At 38.2% G+C, this 17,307-nt stretch carries 18 protein-coding genes; 8 read left to right on the top strand and 10 right to left on the bottom strand.

Annotated elements, in window-relative coordinates; genetic code table 11:
• From KS419_RS01260 to KS419_RS01250, 3 genes are all read left to right on the top strand, one after another.
• A partial coding sequence (locus KS419_RS01260; protein ID WP_281419752.1) for a nucleoside recognition domain-containing protein occupies positions 1 to 718 on the top strand: 718 nt, incomplete at its 5' end.
• Between the two features lie 13 nt (positions 719 to 731).
• Entirely contained in the window at positions 732 to 1,370 is a 639-nt protein-coding gene (locus KS419_RS01255) for an MDR/zinc-dependent alcohol dehydrogenase-like family protein (RefSeq protein WP_217064284.1), read from the top strand.
• The gene (locus KS419_RS01250; RefSeq protein WP_217064283.1) at positions 1,306 to 2,313 is read left to right on the top strand and encodes a lysylphosphatidylglycerol synthase transmembrane domain-containing protein; all 1,008 of its coding nucleotides are present in this window, start codon (positions 1,306 to 1,308) and stop codon (positions 2,311 to 2,313) included. Before KS419_RS01255 ends, KS419_RS01250 begins: the two co-directional genes overlap by 65 nt.
• On the opposite strand, the gene KS419_RS01245 is transcribed toward KS419_RS01250, so the two are convergent.
• The 3 genes from KS419_RS01245 to KS419_RS01235 all read right to left on the bottom strand — a co-directional run bounded on the left by KS419_RS01245 (position 2,276) and on the right by KS419_RS01235 (position 4,326).
• On the bottom strand, positions 2,276 to 3,082 hold the full coding sequence (locus KS419_RS01245; RefSeq protein WP_217064282.1) for an HAD family hydrolase: 807 nt from the start codon (positions 3,080 to 3,082) through the stop codon (positions 2,276 to 2,278). The two genes, KS419_RS01250 and KS419_RS01245, sit on opposite strands and share 38 nt — an antisense overlap.
• 266 nt (positions 3,083 to 3,348) lie before the next feature.
• Positions 3,349 to 3,555, bottom strand: coding sequence for a hypothetical protein (locus KS419_RS01240; protein ID WP_217064281.1), 207 nt, complete (start codon positions 3,553 to 3,555; stop codon positions 3,349 to 3,351).
• A 114-nt stretch (positions 3,556 to 3,669) separates the two neighbouring features.
• Entirely contained in the window at positions 3,670 to 4,326 is a 657-nt protein-coding gene (locus KS419_RS01235) for a LytTR family DNA-binding domain-containing protein (protein WP_217064280.1), read from the bottom strand.
• A 273-nt stretch (positions 4,327 to 4,599) separates the two neighbouring features.
• Between KS419_RS01235 and acsA the strand changes: the two genes are divergently transcribed.
• Together acsA and KS419_RS01225 are read left to right on the top strand one after the other, a co-directional pair.
• Positions 4,600 to 6,318 carry an acetate--CoA ligase gene (gene acsA, locus KS419_RS01230; protein ID WP_217064279.1) on the top strand — a complete coding sequence of 573 codons (1,719 nt, stop codon included), beginning with the start codon at positions 4,600 to 4,602 and terminating at the stop codon, positions 6,316 to 6,318.
• A 43-nt stretch (positions 6,319 to 6,361) separates the two neighbouring features.
• Positions 6,362 to 7,675, top strand: coding sequence for an L-lactate MFS transporter (locus KS419_RS01225; protein ID WP_343215010.1), 1,314 nt, complete (start codon positions 6,362 to 6,364; stop codon positions 7,673 to 7,675).
• Between the two features lie 68 nt (positions 7,676 to 7,743).
• Here the strand turns inward: KS419_RS01225 and KS419_RS01220 are convergent, their stop codons facing one another.
• On the bottom strand, positions 7,744 to 8,451 hold the full coding sequence (locus KS419_RS01220; protein ID WP_246593589.1) for a DUF421 domain-containing protein: 708 nt from the start codon (positions 8,449 to 8,451) through the stop codon (positions 7,744 to 7,746).
• 116 nt (positions 8,452 to 8,567) lie between these two features.
• Here KS419_RS01220 and KS419_RS01215 point away from each other — a divergent pair, with 116 nt between their 5' ends.
• From KS419_RS01215 to KS419_RS01205, 3 genes are all read left to right on the top strand, one after another.
• Complete coding sequence (locus KS419_RS01215; protein WP_380086995.1) at positions 8,568 to 9,464, top strand: HAD family hydrolase; 897 nt, start codon at positions 8,568 to 8,570, stop codon at positions 9,462 to 9,464.
• A gap of 191 nt (positions 9,465 to 9,655) precedes the next feature.
• A complete protein-coding gene (gene cypC / locus KS419_RS01210) occupies positions 9,656 to 10,918 on the top strand; it encodes a CYP152 family fatty-acid peroxygenase CypC (RefSeq protein WP_217064277.1) in 1,263 nt (420 codons plus the stop codon).
• Positions 10,919 to 11,144: 226 nt separating this feature from the next.
• Positions 11,145 to 11,630 carry a flavin reductase family protein gene (locus tag KS419_RS01205; protein ID WP_217064276.1) on the top strand — a complete coding sequence of 162 codons (486 nt, stop codon included), beginning with the start codon at positions 11,145 to 11,147 and terminating at the stop codon, positions 11,628 to 11,630.
• A 240-nt stretch (positions 11,631 to 11,870) separates the two neighbouring features.
• On the opposite strand, the gene KS419_RS01200 is transcribed toward KS419_RS01205, so the two are convergent.
• The 6 genes from KS419_RS01200 to cyoE all read right to left on the bottom strand — a co-directional run bounded on the left by KS419_RS01200 (position 11,871) and on the right by cyoE (position 16,767).
• Positions 11,871 to 12,428: a hypothetical protein gene (locus KS419_RS01200; RefSeq protein ID WP_217064275.1), complete on the bottom strand. Its 558-nt coding sequence runs from the start codon at positions 12,426 to 12,428 to the stop codon at positions 11,871 to 11,873.
• A gap of 4 nt (positions 12,429 to 12,432) precedes the next feature.
• Positions 12,433 to 13,068, bottom strand: a complete 636-nt coding sequence (locus tag KS419_RS01195; RefSeq protein WP_217064274.1) for an SCO family protein — start codon at positions 13,066 to 13,068, stop codon at positions 12,433 to 12,435.
• A gap of 117 nt (positions 13,069 to 13,185) precedes the next feature.
• Entirely contained in the window at positions 13,186 to 14,865 is a 1,680-nt protein-coding gene (locus KS419_RS01190) for a cbb3-type cytochrome c oxidase subunit I (RefSeq protein ID WP_217064273.1), read from the bottom strand.
• 13 nt (positions 14,866 to 14,878) lie between these two features.
• Complete coding sequence (locus tag KS419_RS01185) at positions 14,879 to 15,346, bottom strand: cytochrome c oxidase subunit II (protein WP_217064272.1); 468 nt, start codon at positions 15,344 to 15,346, stop codon at positions 14,879 to 14,881.
• Between the two features lie 12 nt (positions 15,347 to 15,358).
• Positions 15,359 to 15,505: a hypothetical protein gene (locus tag KS419_RS01180; RefSeq protein WP_217064271.1), complete on the bottom strand. Its 147-nt coding sequence runs from the start codon at positions 15,503 to 15,505 to the stop codon at positions 15,359 to 15,361.
• A gap of 308 nt (positions 15,506 to 15,813) precedes the next feature.
• A complete protein-coding gene (gene cyoE / locus KS419_RS01175) occupies positions 15,814 to 16,767 on the bottom strand; it encodes a heme o synthase (protein ID WP_217064270.1) in 954 nt (317 codons plus the stop codon).
• Positions 16,768 to 17,307 lie beyond the last annotated feature (540 nt).

Below are 17,307 nucleotides of genomic sequence, written 5' to 3'. Positions count from 1 at the left end.
GGGCTATGGATGCGCAGTCCCTGCCATTATAGGAACGAGAGCAGCAACAACGAGAAAAGAAAGGCTTATTGTTGCTGCCTTAGTTACATTAGCTATTCCATGCACGGCACAAACAGGTGCTTTCATTGCATTATTAGGAGACCATTCTATATTTTTGCTAATACTAGTTTTCTGTGTTTCATTCTTTGTCCTATTGATTGGTGGTCTCTTGCTAAATAAATTGATTAAAGGGAGGGTCGATCCTTTATTAATAGAGGTACCAAACTTTTTAATGCCTAATGGAAGAGCCTTGATAAAAAAAATTGGTTTACGTACAAAACATTTTATGATTGAGGCAGAAATTCCAATGATTATGGGAATTTTAATTGCTGCCTTTGTCATTGAGACTGGTTTGTTAACTGCGTCTGGAGAGTATGTGAAACCTATTGTTGTAGATTGGCTCGGCCTACCTGAGGAAGCGAGTATAGCCTTAGTTTTAGGGGTAATTCGACGGGAATTAGGAGTTCTACCTTTACTTCAAATGGATTTATCACTTTTACAAATGTTCGTTGGGTCCGTTGTTGCATTACTTTATTTACCCTGCCTATCTGTCTTTGCTGTACTGATGAAAGAGTTTAAAACAAAGGTGGCTCTTCTGATAACAATTTCAACGATTGTATTTGCATTCTTTATAGGTGGAGTTATTAATCAAGTAGTACGAGCAATTACAGGGTTATAGGAGGGTGAGTTGAATGAAAATCATACCAGCATTTACTAGCTGTTTAGAGAAACTGATTAGTTATTGCTTACCACTTGCCTTCGTATTGCGAAAATACTATCGGCCAATTGTTCAACGGGAGGTGAGGCTAGGTGAAATTAAGGAAAATGATGATGTTTTATGTATTGGTGGCGGTGCCTTACCATGGACAGCTATTGAAATTGCTGTCCAAACGGGAGCGAAAGTTTATGTGGTAGATTGCGATCAAATAGCCGTATTAAGAGCTTCCAAATTAATTAAATTATTAAATTTGGAGAATCTAGTGAAAGTCTGTAAGGGTGACGGTCAATCCATAGATGTCAGCCCATATTCTGTTGCTCATATAGCCCTGCAGGCCGCTCCGCAAGAAACCATATTATCTCATTTACTAGAGAAAGGACGTTGCAATGCAAGAATATTAATGCGATGCCCCAAAAAAGGAATTTCATGTTTTTATGGAAAGACTTGTAATACCCAATGTTTTTGTACGGATTCCATTAGCCAGTCATTTTCCACTATGAAGTCCACCTTATTGTTTGTTAAACCATCTACGGGAGGATACTTTGAATATGAAAAAAATAGTATTTTTACTAATCGGGATCTTACTTGTTTGCCTCTTCGTGTGGAAAGGTGATTTTCAGGCTATTTTAGCTAGTATCGAAGAAGTGAATCGAATGACAATCATTTCCCTTTGTTTGCTACAAGTATTAACAATTTTTCTAGTAAATTATCAATGGTTTTTGTTAGGGAAGCCATTGTTTCCTGGAATAAAATATAAAACAATGTTCAGAATACAAATGGTAGGAACGGTAATGGAAAGTATAACTCCTGCAGCAAAAACAGGTGGAGAAGCGGTAAAAGTAATTCTGATGAAAAGACGTTTGAACTGCTCATACGGGGAAGCTGTAGGATTAATCAGTGTACAAAAATTAGTCAGTATGCTAGCTTTTGTTCCCATCTCCTCCATCTCTATCATCTATTTGATTAACAGCACCACTAACATTCCAAAACTTGTGGTAACTAGTTTTCTATTTATTGTCGTTACGGTAGCGGCTATCTTGTTCCTTACCTTAAACATTAATAGCATGAAAAATTGGCTAAGTAAAAGTAAACGAAACAGGCAATGGCCCATAAAATTTACTCAGCAACTACAATCTTTTGAAACGGCTTTGAGAAAATTGGTATTTCAAAAAACAAATTGGTTTTATCATTTCTTTTTATCTTTCGTTATTTGGGGTCTCTTTCCCCTTAAAGCTGTAATATTAAATAGCAGTTTACATATGAATATAGATTATTTAACTATCTCTGCCATTTCGTTTATTGCATATATGATTTCCATGCTTCCGTTAACACCAGGGGGACTTGGCACCTTTGAAGGAAGTGTTGTTATCATACTGGGATCTTTACAAATTGGTATGGCAGATGCCATTATTTTAGCTGTCTTATTTCGTTTTGTTACTTACTGGTTTGTTTTCTTTTTCGGTCTAGGGAGTATAGGGATAGAATATGCTATATCATTTATACACAACAGAAGAACAGTTAAAAACCATCAGATATTTGGTAATTCTGATTGTTGATGAGGTATCGTTCAATAAACTCTGCAAGTCCATCCTGTTCATGATGAGTGGTTATAAAATCTGCTGCTGATTTTATAATAGGAGACGCATTTCCCATTGCAACCCCAGTACCGGCATGACGTATCATCTGGATATCGTTTGGTCCGTCTCCTATTGTAACAATTTCTTCTTTTGCGATTCCATAGGCACGAATCAGGATTTTTATGGCGGACCATTTTGAAATATTCTTTGCCATTACTTCGTACCCATCACTCCAGTGAATGATTTCCGCTTCTTTTGAGAAGAGATCAGTAACAGGAAACTGGAGTGCACCAGTCCTTACACTATATTTAAGCACATCACAATAATCTGCTTCCCGTAAATTACCAACATAGACTGGATGAACGTTCCCTTCACGAATCCATTCTTCCACTTCCCTTGATATTCTACTGCAATATAATCCTTTTACTGTATGAATAATGATGTTTGATGTATTTCCATCCGTAATAGTATGAAAGTGATCCTTATCAACTTTTACGGTATTTGCCTGTATAAGTTTGCCAGTTAATCCATCATGGATAGCTGCTCCATTTAAACAAATCAGCGGTGTCAGAAGACCCAGTGATCGATGGTGTGGGACAGTGATTTCGTACTGTCTTCCAGTTGCCAAGAATACTTTTACACCTTGGTTTTTAAGCATTTGAATCGCTTCTCTGTTCCTTTTTGAGATCTCATTTGATGTTTTTAAAAGAGTTCCATCCATATCAATAAACATTGCACGGATATTCAAATTGCTTCTCCTCCCCTTCGTATGATCTAGCGTAATCATATCAAATGGATGTTAATTCATTTTAAAGTTGGTGTATTGTTTTTATGAAGGTATATTAAGTTAGTAAAACAGTTATGCTCCTATGAAAGATAAAATTCAGGGAATAATCTCCCCAACATTACATGAAATAAGTGTTTGAGAAAGGAAACTTTTGATTGAATTCCGTGAAAAAAAAAGGTCGAGACATGAATTAATATGTCTCGACCTTTTTATAGATTTGATACCCCTTACTTCCTCTTAAATAAGTCCCAAAAACTAAAGGAGGTTTTCTTATAAACTTTATTATACGCTGCCCTTTTCGGATCTTTTACCCAGCCCATTCCTTTTCTGCCATAGCCAGGAACAACGGCCTTCTTCACAGCCCTTTTTGCCCGACCTGTAGTACGTGCTTTCAACGACCTCTTAATACTCGGTGTTCTCATGCCAAACTTCATATAATTCCCCCCATTACTATAATAAAGCCCTAATCTAGTTCTTTAACTGGATGCATATCAATGTTACTTGTTAAAAAATTTAATTTTCATGTTTTTAAGTGGTGGAACCATGGACTAAAACCCTAAAATTTTGCGGACTATTTGAACATAACTCTGACTGATAAGAAGTGTTGTATTTACAGGCTTTTTTAAGGTTACTTCTAAATTTGAAGAGAAGTCTCGGGAGATATGACTTATGTAAGAAATGTTTACGATATAAGAACGGTGAATCCGGATAAACGATTCGGAAAGCCTATTTTCAAGTGTTTTCAGAGGAAACTTTGAGTGAAAGGAACCTTCCTCCGTATAAATAAGTGTTTTCTTTTGATTACTCTCAATATAAATAATTTTTTCTTTATTTATGGGGTACCATATGTCACCTCTCCTTCCGATAATAAAGTTTTGTTGTTGATATAAGGAGTAATCCGGTGGAAGAATTACAGTTAGTGCTCCTTGGAACCCAGATCCTTTATCTTCCAGTGGATAACCTACTCCATAATAAGGAACTCCAAACACCGATTTATCCACTAACGATTCAATTTTCCGTTTATACATATAAACGCGTTCTGTAATACTTCCCGAAGGAATGGATTGTCCTTGATGTATTCGAATGTCGTGATTCCCAGGGATGTAAGAAACATACTTATCTCCAGCAGCAATTGCTATAGAAGCCTCTTTTGGAACCCAATCTTCAATGAATTTAGATAATTGAAGAACAACATTACTCTCCAAGTTTTTCTCCCCCCAAAAAATCAATTGTTGTGAATTTTTTGACTAATCAAACATATTTCCGTTCTATCTAGAAATAGAATCGTCTATCCATTTCTTAACACAGTCTACCACTTTTACTTTACAATAAAAAATATATTTTTATAGTGGAAATGTAGTTTTCTTAGGTGATAGAAACCTAGCGCAATTTTTTTCAAAGAAAATGTAAGCGCTTTAACTCGCTGGGATACTCTTTTCTACTATTATATAGGATTATTAAACAAGGAGGCTATCAAAATGATAACAGAAATACTCTCCCCTAAACAAACAGGAAACCATAACTTGAAAAATTACGAAGAACAATACAACTCCTACGAATGGGATCAAGCAGAACAACAATTTTCTTGGCATACAACTGGTCTTGTGAACATGGCGTATGAAGCAATTGACCGTCATGCTGATTTAGGAAAGGGAAGTAACGTAGCTTTATATTATTCAGACCAAAACAGGAAAGAAAATTATACGTTCCAAGAGATGAAAGAATTCTCAAACAAAGCTGGAAATGTATTAAGAAACATAGGTGTTGGAAAAGGGGATCGTGTATTTATTTTCATGCCCCGTACACCAGAACTATATTTTGTGTTGCTAGGGGCAATTAAATTAGGGGCAATCGTTGGTCCATTATTTGAGGCATTCATGGAAGGTGCTGTGAAGGATAGGTTGGAAGACAGCAGTGCAAAAGTAATCATAACTACCCCTGATTTAATTGGACGTGTGCCGGTTGATGAACTGCCAGACCTTCAAAAAATCGTCCTTGTGGGATCAAGTGTGGAAGAAGATGCGCAAACAGTTGATTTTTATCGTCACTTTGAAACGGCGACTACCACTTTGGAGATAGAGTGGGTGGACCGGGAAGACGGAATGATCCTCCATTATACGTCTGGTTCAACAGGGAAACCAAAGGGAGTTTTACATGTTCACAACGCAATGGTACAACATTATGAGACAGCGAAATGGGTTCTTGATTTAAAAGAAAATGATATTTATTGGTGTACAGCAGACCCTGGTTGGGTGACGGGGACATCATATGGTGTATTTGCACCATGGCTTGTGGGAGTTTCCAATGTGATCCGTGGAGGAAGATTTAGTCCAGATGACTGGTATCAGACCATCGAAGACCATCAAGTGACAGTATGGTACAGTGCACCGACAGCATTTCGAATGTTGATGGGAGCAGGGAATGACGTTTTTAATAACTATAATTTAAGTTCCTTGAGACATGTGTTAAGTGTAGGGGAGCCGTTGAACCCGGAAGTGGTCCGCTGGGGGATGGAAGTCATGAAGTTACGAATTCATGATACATGGTGGATGACAGAAACTGGAGCACAACTTATTTGTAACTATCCATCAATGGAAATAAAACCTGGTTCCATGGGAAAACCAATTCCTGGTGTGGAAGCAGCGATCGTTGATGACAAAGGAAATAAACTGCCGCCAAATCGAATGGGGAATCTTGCCATAAAAAAGGGCTGGCCTTCGATGATGAGAGCTATCTGGAATCGGCCTGAAAAATACGAATCCTATTTTCTTTCTGGTGATTGGTATGTCTCAGGGGATTCGGCCTACATGGATGAAGATGGTTACTTCTGGTTTCAAGGGCGTGTAGATGACGTTATTATGACAGCAGGTGAGCGTGTCGGTCCATTTGAAATTGAAAGTAAATTAGTAGAACACCCTGCGGTTGCAGAAGCAGGAGTAATCGGAAAACCAGACCCTGTCCGAGGAGAAATCATTAAAGCCTTTATTTCGTTGAGGGATGGATATGCGCCAAGTGAAGAGTTGCAAGAAGAAATTCGCAGTTTTGTGAAAAAGGGGCTGGCTGCCCATGCTGCACCAAGGGAAATGGAATTTAAAGACTCATTGCCAAAAACGAGAAGCGGAAAGATTATGAGAAGGGTTTTAAAGGCATGGGAACTAGATTTACCCACCGGTGATTTATCTACGATGGAAGATTAATACTTTTTAAGGGGGATATCATATGAGGAAAAACAGATGATTAATTGCTTTGTCTGCCATTGCCATTCATCTATCTATTGGTGCTGCATATGCCTATAGTGTCTATACCTATCCAATCCGTGATATCATGGATTGGTCACTTACTGGTATCACACTATCCTTTACGATTATGATGGCCCTTGCTGGGATAGCGGCAGCATTTTTCGGCACATTTGTGGAAAAAAATGGTCCGAGAAAATCGGCTATCATTGCTGCCATTTTATTTGGGTCAGGTCAGGCAGGGACAGGGATTGCAGTTGCCATTGATTCCCTTACTCTCTTTCTTCTTACCTATGGTGTTGCCAGTGGATTAGGGATGGGTCTCGGTTATATTGCACCGGTCTCGACTCTTGTTAAATGGTTTCCAGATCGAAGAGGCTTAGCAACTGGAATGGCGGTATTAGGGTTCGGAACAGGAGCATTGATTACGGCTCCAATTGCAGCTTTTCTCATGGATTCCTTAACGATTCCAATCACTTTCTATCTTCTAGGGTTCAGTTATTTTGTTCTGATGGTACTTGGTGCTTTCTATATTGCACCACCACCAGAAGGGTGGATGCCAGAAGGAATGAAAGAAGCAATCCAGGCTGGTAAAAAAACTCTCAAGATGGATCTTGCACAATTAGCTGCACGGGAAGCGGTTCGAACAAGAAGGTTTTGGATGTTATGGGGTATGATGTTGATTAATACAACTGCCGGGATCATGATGATATCCGTTGCTTCTCCAATGGCGCAGGAGGTAGTCGGTTTATCCGCAGCAGGTGCTGCAGCAATGGTAGGTATAATGGGTATATTTAACGGGGGAGGCAGGTTGGGATGGGCGGCCATATCCGATTATATCGGACGACCGACTGTATTTTTGACATTCTTTATCCTACAGCTAATTGCATTTCTGACATTACCAAATATTACTAATATCCTTCTATTCCAAGTATTTGTCTTTATTGTCGTAAGTTGTTATGGAGGTGGATTTTCAAATCTTCCAGCTTTTATCGGGGATTTATTTGGAACACGACAACTAGGTGCCATTCACGGATTTCTCCTGACGACTTGGTCTTTAGGAGGAATTCTTGGACCACTGTTAGTATCTCAAATTAGAGAGCGTACAGAGAGTTATATTCCTGTTTTCTATGTCTTTTCGGCATTAATAACGTTAGCACTTATCCTCTCGATTTTATTAAAGATGGATATAAAGAGAATGGAAAAGGCCAAACAACAAGGAAAAGCCCCCGTTCTTTCTCAAGTTGAAGATGGATATGGCACACCACTCGAATCCAGTCGCCCACCTATGCTGAATACAAGCCAACAAAAACAGTAACTTTTGTGGAATTAAACTTCTTAAGTTGTTTAGTAACCTATTGTGATTTAACACGTCACAATAGGTTTTTATTGTAAATGTTTCGGAGGGGGAGTTTGATGTGATTCATTTTCAATCTCTTTGAAGATGTCTTGATCTTCATTATTAGTATATGTCTTTAACTGATTTTTCAGCTGAGTGATTTGGTTGTTTAAGTTTTCAATCATTACTTGTGTTTGTTCTGTTTTTGTATGACTCCATTGAGGCTTGTTGCTGCTAATCAACCCTTTAATCTGATTCAACTCTTGGTTTATGGTGGCAAGGTCCTTTTTAGTGGCTGGTTGATTATCGTCTTTTAAAACAAAAGCCACTTGTCCGTTTGGTTCAATGGTAGCCCATTTCACATCGCTTATCTTTGAAATACTGTTTAGTCTTAGTTGAGTTTCCAACTGGTCCACTGTTAAACGGACACTTCTCAGATTTTTAATATTCAAATGGCCATTCTCTACTAAGACTTTAGAATTCCCGGTTACTAATTCTTCCAGGAAGTTAAACTTAAGTTGACTATATTCCACAATAATTAATGTTAATACGAGTAATGCCCCAACATATAAGGTAGACCAAATATTTTCACCAGCAAGGGGTTGAATTAATAATGAACCAATACCAATCATAATAACGGTTTGAGCCAGTGTCATTTGTGATATGGATTTTCGGCCAGCAACCCTAAGTAATACAATACCTCCAAGAACAATTAAGGCAGATTTCCAAATCCACTCTGTTGCTGCTATTTCCAATGTAATAACCTCCCGACCATGTTATTTTCCTTTAAGTTTCCCTTAGTGGATTACCCTATTCAGGTTGAGAAAAAAAGAATATCAAACGTTTATTGAGATTGGAAATAACTAAGTGTATGATATTGCTATATTATTACAATTTAGGAGGACATGTAGTGGATTCTGAAACGAAGGCTATATTTTTAGACATGGATGGGACTATATTAAATCATTATAATAAGGTAACAAATCGTACGAAAGAAATAATTGATAAATTACGCACAGAAGGATTACTTGTATTCATAGCTACTGGAAGATCAATAGAGGAGATAGAAGGAGTAGTACCAGAAGGCTTTCAAGTGGATGGTCTCATTACTTCTAACGGAATGGCAGGATACGTAGGGGAGAAGGTTGTATTTGAACATTCCCTCTCACGGAAATTAGTGGAAACGATCATTGATAAGGCCAGGGAAAACAAAGTGTACTATGAGCTTTTTCCCTATGGATTTTCCCGGATAACCTTAAGTCAGGACAGACAATTTGTAATAGATGAAATAACAGATCCTAAGCCAGAGAGTGTAGGGATCAATGAGTGGCTTTCCCGTAAACAGGCTATCAAAGGGGAAATTGATTGGGTGGAGTCTATTGTTGGCGAAAAATTTTCGAAGTTTTACTTTTTCGCGAGGACAAAGGAAAAAATTAATCGATGGATTGATGAACTAGATAAGTTGAAGGGCGAAATGGATTTTACAACATCAACATCCTCCTTACACAATGTGGAAGTGATGGTTGCCAATGTAAACAAAGCTACAGGAATAAAACAGATGTTAAACCGATTTAATGTTTCTCATGAAAAAACATTGGCGATTGGAGATAGTAACAATGATATTCAAATGCTGAAATTTGTACACCATTCTGTTGCAATGAAAAATGCACCGGATCTAATAAAAGATTTAGCCGATGATGTCACAGAGTATACTTGTGATGAAGATGGGGTGTGTCATTACTTAAAACAAAGATTTTTTAATAATTGAGGGAGTGTCCGTGACCAATTAGTTATTTCATGGTTCAGGACTTCTTTTAGTGGAGTAACCTTTTCTGCGGGGAAGTATATTTTTCCCTGAAAAATAGGAAACTACTGTTCATAGAAGCCTATGCTGAATCTCATAAATAAAATGGCTGGGCAGGAGGCAGTAAATGCTATTATGAAAAGGAGAGAAAATTGATGGGTGAACAGGTTCCAAAAGACAAGAGTATTGATAATAGTATAACACTAATACAGGAAGGTTATTTATTTATTAAAAATAGAGTGGAACGTTATGGGACTGATTTATTCGAAGCCCGTTTATTAGGGCAGTCAGTTATTTGTTTGAGCGGAGAAGAGGGAGCAAAACTTTTTTACGATTCTGAGCGCTTTGAAAGGGCTGGAGCAGCACCAAAAAGAGTCCAAAAGACACTATTTGGGCAAAATGCCATTCAGACGATGGATGGGGAAGAGCATTTGCATCGCAAAGTCCTCTTTATGTCGATGATGACTACTTCTCATCAAAAGCAACTTTCAGACCTTGTCATGGAAGAATGGGATCGTTGCATAGGGAAATGGGAAAAAGAAGATGAAATTATTCTATATCATGAGGCATCGAAGTTGTTGTGCAAAGTAGCTTGTGACTGGGCCGGAGTTCCCCTTGAAGAAAGAGAAGTGAAAGAAAGAGCCGAGGATTTCAGCGCCATGGTAGATGCTTTTGGAGCAATTGGTCCGAGACATTGGAAAGGGAGAAGAGCGAGAACAAGAACGGAAGAATGGATCGAAGGAATTATTAATGACGTTAGATCTGGAACAGAAAAAGCATTAAAAAACTCCCCATTGTATGCTATGGCTTTCCACAAAGACCTTCATGGGAGAGAACTGAATGCTCGAATGGCTGCCATTGAACTCATTAATGTTTTAAGGCCTATTGTAGCCATCTCCACTTTTATCACTTTTTCGGCCCTCGCTTTACATAAGTATCCAAAATATAAAGAAAAGCTTGCGTTAAAGAATGGGGAATGGCTTGAGTATTTCTCCCAAGAGGTTCGGCGTTATTATCCTTTCGGCCCCTTTATTGGAGCCAGAGTAAAAACGGACTTCACTTGGAAGAATTGTAATTTTAAAAAAGGACAACTTGTAATCCTAGATATGTATGGAACCAATCATGATGCAAGATTGTGGCATCAACCAGAAGCGTTTAAACCGGAACGATTTAAAAATAGGGCGGGTAGTTTATTTGACTTTATTCCTCAAGGAGGCGGTGATCCGGAGAAGGGACATCGGTGCCCAGGGGAAGGCATTACCCTAGAAGTGATGAAAGCTTCGTTGTATTTTTTAGTGAATAAAGTGAATTATGAAGTTCCGGAACAGGATTTATCCTATAGTCTTGTCAGGATGCCATCATTGCCAGAAAGCGGATTTATTATGAGATCCATCAAGGGAAGTGAACAGATCCAATAGAGAATAAAAGTTAAGCAGATCCTTCAACAGGAATCTACTCTTCGATTTGAATGGGTTTCTCCTTTGTCTTATCGTGAAACTAAAATGTATTTGTGAGTACTCCATTTCTAGTAGGTTGCTTCAAGTGAGCATTTTTCTTGATTGCTTATTTTTCATCGTGTTATAGTACCTGGTAAACATATTATTATAGAAAATTTGAATAGTTCATTGGAGAGGTGTAGTATAAATGGATAATGTTTCAGTATTTAAAGAAGTGATGGGAAATTACCCTACTGGTGTGACCGTTGTTACAACAAGTGATGGTCAAGGAACGCCACTTGGACTTACAGTAAATTCCTTTGCCTCCGTTTCGATTGATCCCCTTTTAATTTTATGGTCTATTGATAAAAAAGTATCATCTTATGAACCTTTCATAAAAGCGAATAAATTTGCTGTCCATATTTTGGCAGGGAATCAGAGTGATATTTGCAGCCTGTTTGCCACAAAAGGTGCAGACAGATTCGCTAATTGTGAGTGGGAATTATCTCAGCATAATCTACCAATTATTAAAGAAACTGCAGGTGTGTTAGAATGTGAGACTTATAATGTTATAGATGCAGGAGATCATTCCATCTTGATTGGAAAAGTCATTCATATCCAAAACAATGTAAAAGATCCACTCTTGTACCACAACAGAAAATTTGGAAGTATTCCTGATCAATTTTACAAATAATGATTTTCGAGTTTCTTTATATCATTCAAGTAATTTAGTTTTTTTGGGAGAAACAGTAAAACAGGAAAATCAATTTTGAGACCGAATCGCATAGTGATTTGGTCTTTACTATTTGTTGGTAATCTAAAAAAACAATAACGCTGATAAAGGGGACTGGTTAACTGAAATTGGCTCCTGCGGAACATGTCAGAAAGGGAGTGAATCCCTAAAAACGACTAATTCGACAATTTTACTGGTTACTCATTCATACTCTTCTGGATTAATAGATGTTTTATAAGCCAAGTAAATCATCATACATATTGCCATGGTAATAAATCCCCAGCCTAGGGTGATTTGCTCTACTATTAGATAATTGTTACATATTTGTTCGGGTGAAAAAATGTAAATAATCCCCATCACAATGAAGACAAAGGTAAATACTGCTATAATTATATTTTTTGCGTTTGAACTTAGTTTTCCCCAGCTGTCACGAAGCGGGATTCCTGCAAGAAATGGTAGACTTATAAATTTAAAGATTTGGACACTTTGAACTGTTAAGGCCTCATCCATTGTCCGGGGGAGCATCCAATAAAGCATGATGATACAAAATAATAAGATCCCTGGAAATCCGTTTTCATTCCACTTATTGAAAAAGACAGGAAAATATATTTGAAAGAAACGGCCCATTATGAAACCAGACACAACTAAAATAGGCATTTGCATATGCATGTGCACGATCATTATGGATTCTAGTAAATTGGAAACAGGAGGGAGGGCCATAACCATAAAAATGAGTAAACCATAGATTAAATGTTTCATAGCTTTATTCCCCTTTCTCCCTTTCCAGGATTTCAAGTACGGTTTTGGCAGCCCCGTCAATTTCTGTGTAATCCATCACTTCGATAAGAAAACCATTTCGGTCAACAAAATAAAAGGCTGAGTTATGGGCAAAGTTTCCAGTTCCGTCTGGGATCACAATCACTCCAAACTCATTTAATAAATTTGATAACTCGTCTTCATTTGGGATTCTTGCCATCCGCCACGTTTTCCCGTCAGCTTGGTAAAAATGCTCCTTGTATTGAGCTAATGTGGCAGGATCATCCCGTTCAATATCGAAACTAATACTTAAAAAAACGATTTCATCACCAATGTATTCTTCAGGTAATTGTTCATACACCTGTCCCATATTCATTTCCAAAATGGGACAAACGGTGCCGCAGCTCGTATACATAAAGGTAATAAAGAGGTACTTATCCTTTAGTTCGGAGATTGGATATATTTTTCCATTGCTGTCCTCAAGTGTTACATCTGGAAAAGCTGGATTTTGTTCCATTAATTGATATAGTCTTGCTGATTCTGCGGTATAGGCACGAAATCCATCCGTCCCAACATAAAATAATATAATTCCAAAGAGGATCACTATTGCACTTGCAAAAGTTGTCTGTTTATATTTGATCATCGTGATCACGTCCTAATTTAGTAAAATAAAAATAGTGTTAAGAGAGGGATAGACCTGCTGTCAGGGCTATCCCTTTTTCAAGTTACTTGATTGACGTCCTGTTCCTCGACCCCATTTTTACCATGGACGGAATGGGGGAGAACCTGGAGGTGCATTGACTATCATCTCTACTAATGGAATAACATATCCCATTGCAATGACAAGGAGCATGATCACGATTATCATTCCCCAGCGTTCTGTCCAATAAGGCGTTTTAGATGCATTATCTTCTTCCTCAGCGATTGGGAATTCCGTTTCTCCTTTTGGTGCAAAGAACATGAGGTGTATCACCGCATACACTTGGATCAGTACACCGATCATGAGTAGAGTTCCTCCCACAGCCAAGAAAATGAGATAAGGATCCCAACTTAACGCAGTTGCATTATCAAAATAAGTGGTATAGGAAGTCCTTCGTGGAGATCCAAGTAATCCTACCCAGTGCATCGCACCAGCCATAAAGATCATACCTGCTGACCAAAAGATAGTTTGTATTACTCCAAGTCTATTAATAGCAGGTGTTAACACACGTTTAGACAAATAAGGAACTAACCAATAGCTGATACCAAAGAAAGTTAATGCAGCGGTTGTTCCAAGTGTTAAATGGAAGTGCCCAACTACCCACAGAGTATTATGTGCTACTTGATTCAATTGGTTGGTACTTTGGGCAATTCCACCTGCACCACCTGGTATAAACGCAATCATAGCTACCATTGGTGCCAAGAAACGGACATCTCCCCACGGTAATTTATTGAACCAGCGAAACAGTCCTTTTCCACCTTTTTTTCTGGCAGTTTTTTCAAATACAGCAAACATGGCATAGGCAGTCATTAAAGAAGGAAACCCGATTGCCAAGCTCATGAATACATGCAGGAATTTAACGGATTCTGCAATTCCTGGATCAATAATTTGATGGTGAAAACCTCCTGGAATGTTTAATATAACAAGTAAAATGATAACAACTCGAGTTAAGGTGTCACTGAATCGTCGGCCCCCGATGATTTTTGGAACAACCACATACCATGCTGAAACAGCCGTTAAATACCAAATGTTAACTAATGTATGACCGAAAGCCCAAAATAGTGTTCTAGACAACATAACATTGATTGTTTCTACCCAGCCAATTGCCCAAGGAATAATCATAAAAACTTCAATGGCAACGGGGATACTACTGAAAAATAGGAGTACAAACACACCAGTTGCAAAATACGATAAGATTGGAACATGTTGTCCTTTATTTTTCTTTCTCCAATTGGCCACTTGAATAAATGCTCCAAATGCGCACATCCATACCCCAACAACTAATAAGACTAATCCAAAATAGAAAACAGGGTGTGCAGCAAGTGGTGGATAAAACGTAAACATGACCGATGCTTCATTCATAATAATCGGAACAATGACGAATATAAGACCAATAACCTTGAGACCAAAACCAATCCAAGCCATTTTTCGTGCTTTTGGAAGGAGACCTCCCAAGTTATGAGATAGTACAGCATAAAAGTAACCTATTGTAAATAAAGCTGTAAAAACAAGAATGAGAAGTATTCCGTGTGCTGTGAGTACTTGATAATAATTTAGCCAGCTAGGTAATTCCAGAATGCCAGCCCGATTTAATCCTTGTATAAGTCCTAAAACTCCACCAATGAGTAATGTTATAAAAGACACAAATAAATAGGTTTTTGAAAGTGTAGCATCTTCAGGGCTTGCACCTAAAGCCTGATCAGCTTTCTCTTTCCATGATTGTTTTAACGTTGTTCCCATCGATGTTCCCCCCTTATTTCACCGTAATGGTAGTGGCCATATACTGATGACCGGTACCGCAGTATTCATTACATAAAACGAGATATTCTCCAGGTTCCGTGAATGTCTGGGTAATTTTTTGAATATGTCCAGGCATTACCATTGCATTTACATTCGTTCCTGCAATCTGAAATCCGTGAGTAACGTCTTTTGATGTTAATGTGAAATGTACCGTTGCCCCAGCTGGAATTTCGATTTCATTTGGTGTAAAGCTGAATAATTGCAATGTCATGACTACTTCATATTCATTTTCCCCAATTTGGTAGAGACCTGGTTCGTCAAAAGGTGAAGTTTCATCTACCTTTTGCGGATCGATTGTTTCCATATGACTTGGTGGCCCCATTCCTAAAACAAAGGTTTGGTATCCTGTAAATAACATCATTCCAATAATGACGCCGAAGCTGGCAATAAGCCATATTTTTTCATCTAAATGAAATTTCATCCTGATTCCCCCCTAAACCCTGGCCATATACAGCCAGAAGAGTAATAGATTAGTAGCGGTAATAACTGCAAGAACAATTCCTAATGAAAACCAGGTACCTATGGAAGCACCATATTTTTCTTCGGTTTTTTCCTCCTGTGATACTTTAAGATTTTCCATTCCATCCAACCTCCCTCTGTTTTCTTCTATCTTCATCGTAATGGAAAAAACAGAAGGAGGAGGTGAGGTGCATCACCAACAAAAAAATTTTTTTAATAAAGGTATAGTTCTTTGGGAAAAAAGCTGTTGGTAAAGGGGAGTTAGAGGACATGAAAAAACGAGACTGGGGACATAAGTGTAAATGAGAAACCCGTACGAAATACTGTTGATACAAATATACGACCTTATGATTGTGTATTGTTCGGATTTTCAATTAAACACTTTAGTTATGTCTCAATCTCGCCTTGAGAATATTGTGAAAGGTGGAATTAGCCAACTGGCCAAGTAACGATTACCATCACCAAAAATACGATTGTAATATAATTCACAGAATAAAGAAAAACAATCGTTGCCCACTTAGTATCATATTTTGTAAAGAGGCCATAAAAAGCCAATGCGAGCCATAGAAAATTCATTATAGTGGTGATTCCAATGAAGGCTGTTCCAAGATCCCCTAAATAAAAGGGGAGCGGCAATAGACAAGCTATATAAACAACGGTTTGTCGCTTCGTAATTGGAAATCCATGAACAACAGGAAGCATAGCAACTCTTGCCTCCCGGTATTCCTCGTACTTTCTTATGGCTATGGCAAATGTATGTGGCATTTGCCAAATAAAGAGAAGAAGAAACAAGATGATTGGAACAATGTGATTTACCGGTGCAATAGCTGCCCAGCCGATCAACGGAGTTACTGCACCGGAAATGCTTCCAATGACCGTATTTAATGTGTATCTTCTCTTGGTCCACATGGTATATAAAACCACATAGGTAAACCACCCGATGAAACTATAGAGTACGGTGCTCCATGTCGTAAATAAAAGGAGGATAAATCCGAGAACACTTAATGATATGCCTAACCAGTAGACCGAACTTAAAGGGATGTTACCTGTGACTGTTGGACGCTTAAGAGTTCTTGCCATTACTTTATCAATATCATGATCGTACCAGTTATTAATGACGAGGGCCCCAGCCATCACTAAAGTACTGCCTGTAATGACGAAAAAAAACATGAGAAAGTGATTCCCAAATGAACTATTTGTAAAGTGAAGTGATAACCAATAACCGGTGAAAACCGGAAGAATATTTGCAAGTAACACTGGTGCTTTTATCAAATAGGCAATATCAGAAAGAAATTGAATAAAAGCTGATTTCACCTTATAGTGATTGGATTGTGGTTGACTATCATCTTTATTCCAGGGAATGGGGATTTCAAGTTTGCTCATTTCTTTCCACACCTCTCTATTACCCAGGACGGATTTCCCCAGATGTTAGTATGTAAAATAACTTTACCATAAATCACAAAAATGTGGAGGTGATACATGTCACTGAAGAGGGAAATCGCACTTTACAGGTTATTTGTCTTTAAGACAGCATTATGATATTCGAAGAGGAAGGAAGAAAGCAAAGGAAGAATGTATAAAACACTGGTTTTTCATTTTTGGTCATCCTTGCTTGAACTTGTGCCCTAACGAGCGGTTCGAGCTGGTATTTGGTAGGAAGATGAGCGAACTTGTGCCCGAACGGGAGGGCCGTCCGGAGTTTCGGTAGGAAGTTGCACGAACTTGTGCCCGAACGTGAGGGGAGTTTGGAGTTTCGGTAAGAAGATGCTCGAACTAGTGCCCCAACGGATGTGTCAGTCGGAGTTTCGGTAAGAAGATGCCCGAACTTGTATAAATGCTTGTATCTTAATGTACATTTTTGCTTATCTAAGCATGTACACTTTTGCTCCTAATAACATTCTTTATACAAGCGAGTGAATAATT

It is taken from the genome of Evansella tamaricis, from assembly GCF_019042215.1.
GTDB lineage: Bacteria > Bacillota > Bacilli > Bacillales > Salisediminibacteriaceae > Evansella > Evansella tamaricis.
The sequence above is the reverse complement of the archived record's forward strand: the minus strand, read 5'-3'. Positions and strand labels throughout refer to the sequence as shown.